At 38.9% G+C, this 7,071-nt stretch carries 7 protein-coding genes; 5 read left to right on the top strand and 2 right to left on the bottom strand.

Annotation, left to right across the window (positions count from 1 at the left end):
• The first annotated feature begins 273 nt into the window (after positions 1-273).
• From EO98_RS10025 to EO98_RS10045, 5 genes are all read left to right on the top strand, one after another.
• On the top strand, positions 274-1,839 hold the full coding sequence (locus EO98_RS10025) for an ABC transporter substrate-binding protein (RefSeq protein WP_235283430.1): 1,566 nt from the start codon (positions 274-276) through the stop codon (positions 1,837-1,839).
• Positions 1,840-2,064: 225 nt separating this feature from the next.
• Positions 2,065-3,057, top strand: a complete 993-nt coding sequence (locus tag EO98_RS10030) for an ABC transporter permease (RefSeq protein ID WP_048136977.1) — start codon at positions 2,065-2,067, stop codon at positions 3,055-3,057.
• Positions 3,054-3,911, top strand: coding sequence for an ABC transporter permease (locus EO98_RS10035; protein ID WP_048136975.1), 858 nt, complete (start codon positions 3,054-3,056; stop codon positions 3,909-3,911). The genes EO98_RS10030 and EO98_RS10035 overlap by 4 nt, the downstream gene beginning before the upstream one ends.
• 100 nt (positions 3,912-4,011) lie before the next feature.
• Positions 4,012-4,989 carry an ABC transporter ATP-binding protein gene (locus EO98_RS10040; RefSeq protein WP_048136989.1) on the top strand — a complete coding sequence of 326 codons (978 nt, stop codon included), beginning with the start codon at positions 4,012-4,014 and terminating at the stop codon, positions 4,987-4,989.
• On the top strand, positions 4,979-5,590 hold the full coding sequence (locus EO98_RS10045) for an ABC transporter ATP-binding protein (protein WP_048136973.1): 612 nt from the start codon (positions 4,979-4,981) through the stop codon (positions 5,588-5,590). Before EO98_RS10040 ends, EO98_RS10045 begins: the two co-directional genes overlap by 11 nt.
• A 284-nt stretch (positions 5,591-5,874) precedes the next feature.
• Here EO98_RS10045 and proB read toward each other — a convergent pair whose 3' ends face one another.
• Positions 5,875-6,672: a glutamate 5-kinase gene (gene proB, locus EO98_RS10050; protein ID WP_048136971.1), complete on the bottom strand. Its 798-nt coding sequence runs from the start codon at positions 6,670-6,672 to the stop codon at positions 5,875-5,877.
• 19 nt (positions 6,673-6,691) lie between these two features.
• Positions 6,692-6,970 (bottom strand): hypothetical protein, encoded by a 279-nt coding sequence (locus EO98_RS10055; RefSeq protein WP_200895270.1) that lies wholly within the window; start codon positions 6,968-6,970, stop codon positions 6,692-6,694.
• Positions 6,971-7,071 lie beyond the last annotated feature (101 nt).

Here is a 7,071-nt window from a genome sequence, read left to right on the forward strand (position 1 = left end):
GAAAGTATATATAGTAAAACTGTTTTAAGTTAACCAGTCTTAATAATTGTATAAAAAATACTACTTTGGTAATATTTTTATTTATTAAAGTGTTATTCAAAAAGTACTTCTCGTCATTACAATACTGGTAAAGGGCTTTTTGCAAAAATAATTAATTGTGTTGATTAAAATGGAGGAGGAATTCAGATTAAGAAAAACCAGCAATATTTGCTTATAGGGTCAATAATCGTAATTATGGCGGCTATTGTTATAATCAGTTCTATGCCCGGCTCTATGTCCAGTTCTACGTCAGACAGCTCAACGTCCCAGGCTTCTGATGAATTGGTTGTAAATGTATATTCGCATACAGGGGAACCAAAAGCAGGATTTGATCCGCTTATGGGATGGGGATCAGGTCATGTGAATTTTGAACCATTGATACAAAGTACTCTTTTTAAATCAGCTGATGACGGCAGTATAATAAATGACCTTGCTACGGATTACTCGGTCAGTTCTGATGGGAATATATGGACTGTGAATATAAGAGATGATATTAAATTCACAGATGGGGAGAAATTAACAGCTAAAGACGTAGCATTTACCTTTAATACAGCAGTTGGAAGTAATTCAGAGCTGGATATGAGTAATCTTGAAAATGCTGCAGCAATAAATGATACTGCAGTTGAATTCAAATTAAAAGAACCCCAGTCAAGCTTCATATGGAGACTCAGATACGTTGGAATTGTGCCAGAACATGCATATAAAAAAGAAACCTACGGGTCAAATCCAATCGGATCGGGACCATATAAATTGATACAGTGGGACAAAGGCCAGCAGGCAATATTTAATTTAAACGAAGATTACTATGGGAAAAAACCATACTTCAAAAAAATAACCCTGTTATTCCTGGATAAAGAAACTGCATTTGCAGCTGCAAGGTCCGGTGATGTAGACCTGGCTGAAATCGACATTAACCATGCAAATCAGACTATAGATGGATATAATTTAATGTCTCTTCCCTCATCAAGAGCATTCGGAGTTTCATTCCCCCTGCGGAATAATACCGGTGAAATAAGTCTACAGGGAGATCCAATAGGCAATAATGTAACAGCAGATCTGGCAATTCGAAAAGCCTTAAACATAGGTATCGACAGAAAAGCCATACTTGACGGAGTAATATATGGAAAAGGAGATGTGGAATACACCGGAGTAGATCAACGAAACTTTGGGAACCCTGAAGCTAAAATCAACGATTCAAATCTCGAAGAAGCCAAAATAATGTTAGAAAACGCAGGATGGAAAGACAATGATGGCGATGGAATTCGAGAAAAAGATGGAACTAAAGCAGAATTTAAACTATATTATTCCTCATCAGACCAAACAAGGCAAGCTCTTTCAGTGGCTGTAAGTGAACAGGCCAAAAAATTAGGTATAAAAATAGACCTGGTCGGCACAAACTGGGATGAAATATATGCCAATCAATACAGTTCAGCCGTTTTATACGCTTACAGCAGCATAGATACCTTCAATTTATATCAGCAATACCACAGCAAAGAAGCAGATGATACATACAAGAACCCGGGTCTTTACAATAATCCTGTTGTAGATGGATATTTAGAATCAGCTTTAAGATCCACAGACCAGGCCCAGGCTACAAAGAACTGGCAATTAGCTGCATATGATGGAAAGACCGGTTACGGGCCTGCAGGAGATGCAACATGGTTATGGCTGGTGACAATGGATTATCTGTATACGGTGGATGAAACCTTAGACATAGGAACTCCACAAAAAAATGCTGGGTCCGATATTTTAGGAAATATCTACGAATGGACAAGAACAAATGCAACCAGCTCGACTTAAAGTGAGTGATATTAACATCGTAATAAAATGATGTTATAAATATTACTCCTTTTACCTTTTTTATTTGGGGCTGGAATTTGATGGGAAATTCTTGAAAAATATAGTGCAATCCATTTCGACTTAAAATCGTATGAAAATTATTCAGATTATTCCTAATTATTCATAATATTTGTATCTACGTTAAAATGAATCTATTATAAAATAATTACTATATGAGGGAATAGCGTGTTAGACAATGAAAAAATAGCGGGCTTTATAGGAAAAAAAATACTTCGGTTGATAAGTCTTTTGGTTATAGTTTGTTTTGTAAGTTTTATGCTCATTCAATACTCGCCTATAGACCCTGTTAGAGCTTATATTGGAGAAATGCCAGTGAGTGCAGAGCACAAAGCTAAACTTGAAGAATATTGGGGAGTTAACACGCCTCCGCAGGAAAAATTCTTGAACTGGGCGGGAGATGCTCTTAAAGGAAACTTTGGAATTTCATTGATTTATAGAATACCTGTTACTGATGTAATCAAAGAACGATTCACAGCTTCTCTTGCTCTGATGGCGGCTTCATGGCTGTTTTCAGGAATTTTAGGTTTCATTTTAGGGATAGTAGCGGGAATGAAGAAAGGAACGTGGATAGATAAGGCAATAAAAACTTATTGTTATGTTTTAGCTGCCACACCAACTTTCTGGCTGGCATTGATTCTATTAATGGTATTTTCAGTGTATTTAGGCTGGTTCCCTATAGGTTTAAGTGTACCAATAGGTGTCACTGCGGAAAATGTGACATTTTTGGATTGGTTTCTGCGTTTAATCCTTCCTGCACTAACTTTGAGTTTATTAGGAGTTGCTCAAATTGCGCTGTTTACTCGAGAAAAATTAATAGAAGTTTTATCCAGTGATTATGTATTATTTGCAAAGGCAAGAGGGGAAAAAGGATTAGATCTGGTATTAAGGCATGGAATTAGGAACGTTGCACTTCCAGCTATTACACTACAGTTTTTAGGATTCAGTGAATTGTTTGGAGGAACAGTTCTGGTTGAACAGGTATTTTCCTATCCCGGAATTGGACAGGCTGCAGTAGCAGCAGGATTGAGATCTGATGTGCCACTGCTTTTAGGAATAGTTATTGTTAGTGCTTGCTTTGTCTTTTTTGGAAACGCAATTGCTGATCTTATATACCAGTTTGTTGATCCCAGGATAAAACAACAGGAGGCCTCAATATGAGTACTGCTGTTGTAACAGTTAACAAAGGAGTATTCAGCGGATTTAATTTAAGGCAGAAGACTCTTTTAATAATAGGCTTCACGTCCCTTTTATTGCTTGCAATTGTGATTTCTAGCGTGAGTTTCGGCGAAGAATCTTTACATACTAATTTTGGCTCTAAAAACCTTAATCCGTCTCCGGAACATCCGTTTGGAACAGATTGGATGGGAAGAGACATGTTCATAAGAACTCTAGAGGGACTTGGTTCAAGTATACTGATTGGAGCTTTTGCTTCTACAATCAGTACTATACTGGCCATAGTTTTAGGCTTACTCTCAAGTGCAGGAAAGATCGCAGATTCCTTTATCTCCTGGTTAGTAGATTTATTTCTTTCAATCCCCCACCTTCTTTTAATAATCCTTATTTCCATAGGATTCGGAGGAGGAGCAACAGGAGTCATTATTGGAGTTGCATTAACGCATTGGACAGGCTTAACAAGGGTTGTAAGAGCAGAAATTAAGCAGCTAAAAACCCAGGAATATATCCATATATCCAGAAATCTTGGTAAGTCAAAATGGTGGATAGCTACAAAACATATTCTGCCTCATTTAATTCCTCAAATTTTATTAGGCACGATTTTAATGTTTCCACATGCTATTTTACATGAAGCTTCGGCCACATTCCTGGGTTTTGGACTTTCACCCCACGAACCGGCAATTGGTATCATTTTATCAGAGTCTATGAAGTACCTCTCGGCAGGATACTGGTGGCTTGCATTCTTCCCGGGGTTATCCCTGTTAATTGTAGTCCTGGCATTTGATATGATTGGAGAAAATTTAGGAAAGCTGATGGACCCAAAAAATGCTCACGAGTAAATTTCACATGAGTAAATTTCACCGGGTATCGGTTGAGATATTTTTTTGCCTGAATGGCAAGTACGGATCTTAGATTTAAAAGGTGTGGAATATGGGAAATATGGGAAATAAAACTGAAATAAATGCTAAAGGAAAGAAGGAGACTGAAGCTCTATTAAAAGTAGAAGACCTTTCCCTTTCTTTCATTCAATATGCTTCCGGACTCAGGCAAACTGAGTTAAAAGTAATCTGCAATTTGAGCATAGAAGCTTACAGAGGTGAGATTTTAGCCGTTGTTGGCTCGAGCGGGTCTGGTAAAAGTCTTCTGGCACATGCAATTTTAGGGATATTACCTTCAAACGCGAAACTTGATGTGAAAATGGAATACAATGGCAAGAAACTCACTCAGGAGATTAAAGAAGAAATCAGGGGGAAAGAAATAGCTCTGATCCCTCAAGCTACAACCTACCTGGACCCTTTAATGAGGATCTCCAATCAGGTAATAGGCTGTGTTGAGGAAAAAAATGAAGGCTTAATGAAGAAGGTCCAGAGAGAAGTTTTCCAGAGATACGATTTAAAACCGGATGTTGACAGAATGTTTCCCCATGAGTTATCAGGAGGCATGACCAGAAGAGTTCTGGTTTCTACTGCCGTAATGAGCTCTGCAAAGCTCATAATTGCAGATGAACCAACCCCGGGCCTGGATGAAAAAACTTTGAATGAAACATTGAGTTACTTCAAAGATATGGCAAATAAAGGATGTGCAGTGATACTTATAACTCATGATATAGAAGCTGCATTAAAAATCTCTGATAAAATTGCAATCTTCTATGCAGGTACTGTTTTAGAAGTAGCTAATGTTGAAGATTTTAAAAATAACGGGGAAAATTTAAGGCACCCATACACCCGGGCACTCTGGAATGCCCTTCCCCAGAACAATTTCCAGGCAATTAAAGGCCATCAACCAATGCAGGATGAAGTCATTGACGGATGTATTTTTTATGAAAGGTGTTCCAAAAAGAATGAACTTTGCTCTAAAGGCATCCCTCAATTTAAATCTATCAACGGAGGAGTGGTGAGGTGTAATAATGTGTCTTAAAGGCGAAAATATAAGTTTCGGGTATAAAAAAAACAATTTGATATTAAATAATGTGAATATATCTGTAGACCGTGGAGAAGTACTGGGTCTAATCGGGGACAGTGGAAGTGGCAAATCAACCCTCTGTAAAATATTGGCTGGTTACGAAAATGACCATAAGGGAAATGTAAGTATCGACGGAAAAGAAATTCCATCAAAAGGATATAACCCGGTCCAGTTAGTCTTTCAACACCCGGAAAAAGCTGTAAACCCTAAATGGAAAATGAAAGACATTTTAAATGAAGGACATATTGTTCCCCAGAATATTCTGGATTCATTCGGAATAAAAAAGAGCTGGCTTAACAGATGGCCAAATGAGCTTTCCGGAGGAGAACTCCAAAGGTTTGCCCTTGCAAGGGCTTTAAGCCCTGAGACTAAATTTCTAATAGCTGATGAAATAACTACAATGGTAGATGCCATTACTCAAGCCCAAATCTGGAGTATAGTTCTGGATATAGTCAAAGAGCTGAATATCGGAGTACTGGTTGTAAGTCACGAAAAAAAATTAATTAAAAGGCTATGTCATGATGTCGTTTATCTGGATGATCTAAATAATGCCTAACTGCAAAATTCCAGTTTTTCCTTATAAACTGAGAGATCTCTTCCAGAGTCGCAGGAGGATATTTTTCTTTTTCTCCCTCCGCTTCAATGGGGCTGAGCCAGCCGTCAGTCCGATAAAAAGTGATCCAAAAGACGGTACTGAAATTAAGAGAGACCGATATTGAAGGAAATATCCCCGGGATCGAGAGAACATTTTCCTTTTATTTCAGTTGAATACCCCGCTAGCTTGCTTTAGGGTATTCAACTGAATGAAATATTTGGCAGTTTACTTTTCGGCTCCTTATATTATCGTTTACCGACAAAAAGCATACCAACACTGCCCCCTTTGATGATTTCATACAGAGCGGACGGATTTTTGCCGTTTGTAATGATAGTATCAATCCCCTTAGCGGTTGCCAGCTTTGCCGCTTGCAGTTTAGTTTTCATACCGCCTGTACCGCGCCGAGAACCAGCGCCTCCGGCTAATGATCGCACGCCCTCGTCTATTGCGTTGATACGCTCTATCCGTTTTGCGTTGGGATGGAGGCGAGGATCGCTGTCATAAAAGCCGTCAATGTCGGACAGAATGACGAGTTTTTGCGCTCTGCACAATACTGCGACAACCGCAGAAAGCATATCGTTATCGCCAAATAGTCTATCTTCCGATTCGATTTCAGTATAGCTAACCGAGTCGTTTTCATTCACAACCGGGATAATGCCCATTTCGAGCAAGGCGTCAAAGGTGTTTGTCAGATTTTCCTTCTTTTCCTCAATTTCCATATCCTGGGCGTTCAACAAAATCTGTGCGATAGTCTTGTCATAGTCATTGAAAAATTTGTCGTATAAGTGCATAATGCTGCATTGTCCTACCGCAGCAGCAGCCTGCTTCAAACGCATACTCGTTGGGCGTGTCTTCATTTGTAGCTTATTTGTGCCCACAGCAATCGCGCCAGATGAAACTAAAATGACTTCATGGCCCATGTTCTGAATATCGGACAGTACACAGGCAATGCGGTCAAAGGAACGCAGATCGCTTTTCCCTATATCATTTGTCAAGGTAGAAGTCCCTACTTTGACAACAATTCTGTTTTGATACAAACTCAAATTATTCACCTTTCTTTCATTACATGGGAATAATATTCACAGAGTGCTCTGTAAACGTCAGAAAATCATGGAAGATTTGGGATGTTTTGATTTTCATATACCCGGTAGTCGTGCCGTCGCTGCACCCATACCATTCTTCCGCAAGAACATCTGTATCGAAAACAATCTGTACCCCATTGTCCTTATCCAATAAGGTACTGAAAACAGTCGTCGAACCTATCCTTGTTCCCAGTATCTTTCCCATCAGGTCCGCAGGAGCCTTTCTGTTGCACAGAAACAGCGTCTTGACCATTTTCATATCTAGTGTCTAGGAAATTTAGTTATGAGTCATCAAAATTAGGACAAAGGACTACTGATGATGAATTATATATATTAAAGCCCCATAATTAATTTGCCACG

It is taken from the genome of Methanosarcina sp. 2.H.T.1A.6 (assembly GCF_000979455.1).
Classification (GTDB): Archaea; Halobacteriota; Methanosarcinia; order Methanosarcinales; family Methanosarcinaceae; genus Methanosarcina.

Bases quoted from the DNA above. Each gene is read 5' to 3' on its own strand.
- EO98_RS10025 (WP_235283430.1), top strand. From the start codon at position 274: ATGTCCAGTTCTACGTCAGACAGCTCAACGTCCCAGGCTTCTGATGAA.
- EO98_RS10035 (WP_048136975.1), top strand. From the start codon at position 3,054: ATGAGTACTGCTGTTGTAACAGTTAACAAAGGAGTATTCAGCGGATTT.
- EO98_RS10040 (WP_048136989.1), top strand. From the start codon at position 4,012: ATGGGAAATAAAACTGAAATAAATGCTAAAGGAAAGAAGGAGACTGAA.
- EO98_RS10045 (WP_048136973.1), top strand. From the start codon at position 4,979: ATGTGTCTTAAAGGCGAAAATATAAGTTTCGGGTATAAAAAAAACAAT.
- EO98_RS10055 (WP_200895270.1), bottom strand. From the start codon at position 6,970: ATGAAAATGGTCAAGACGCTGTTTCTGTGCAACAGAAAGGCTCCTGCG.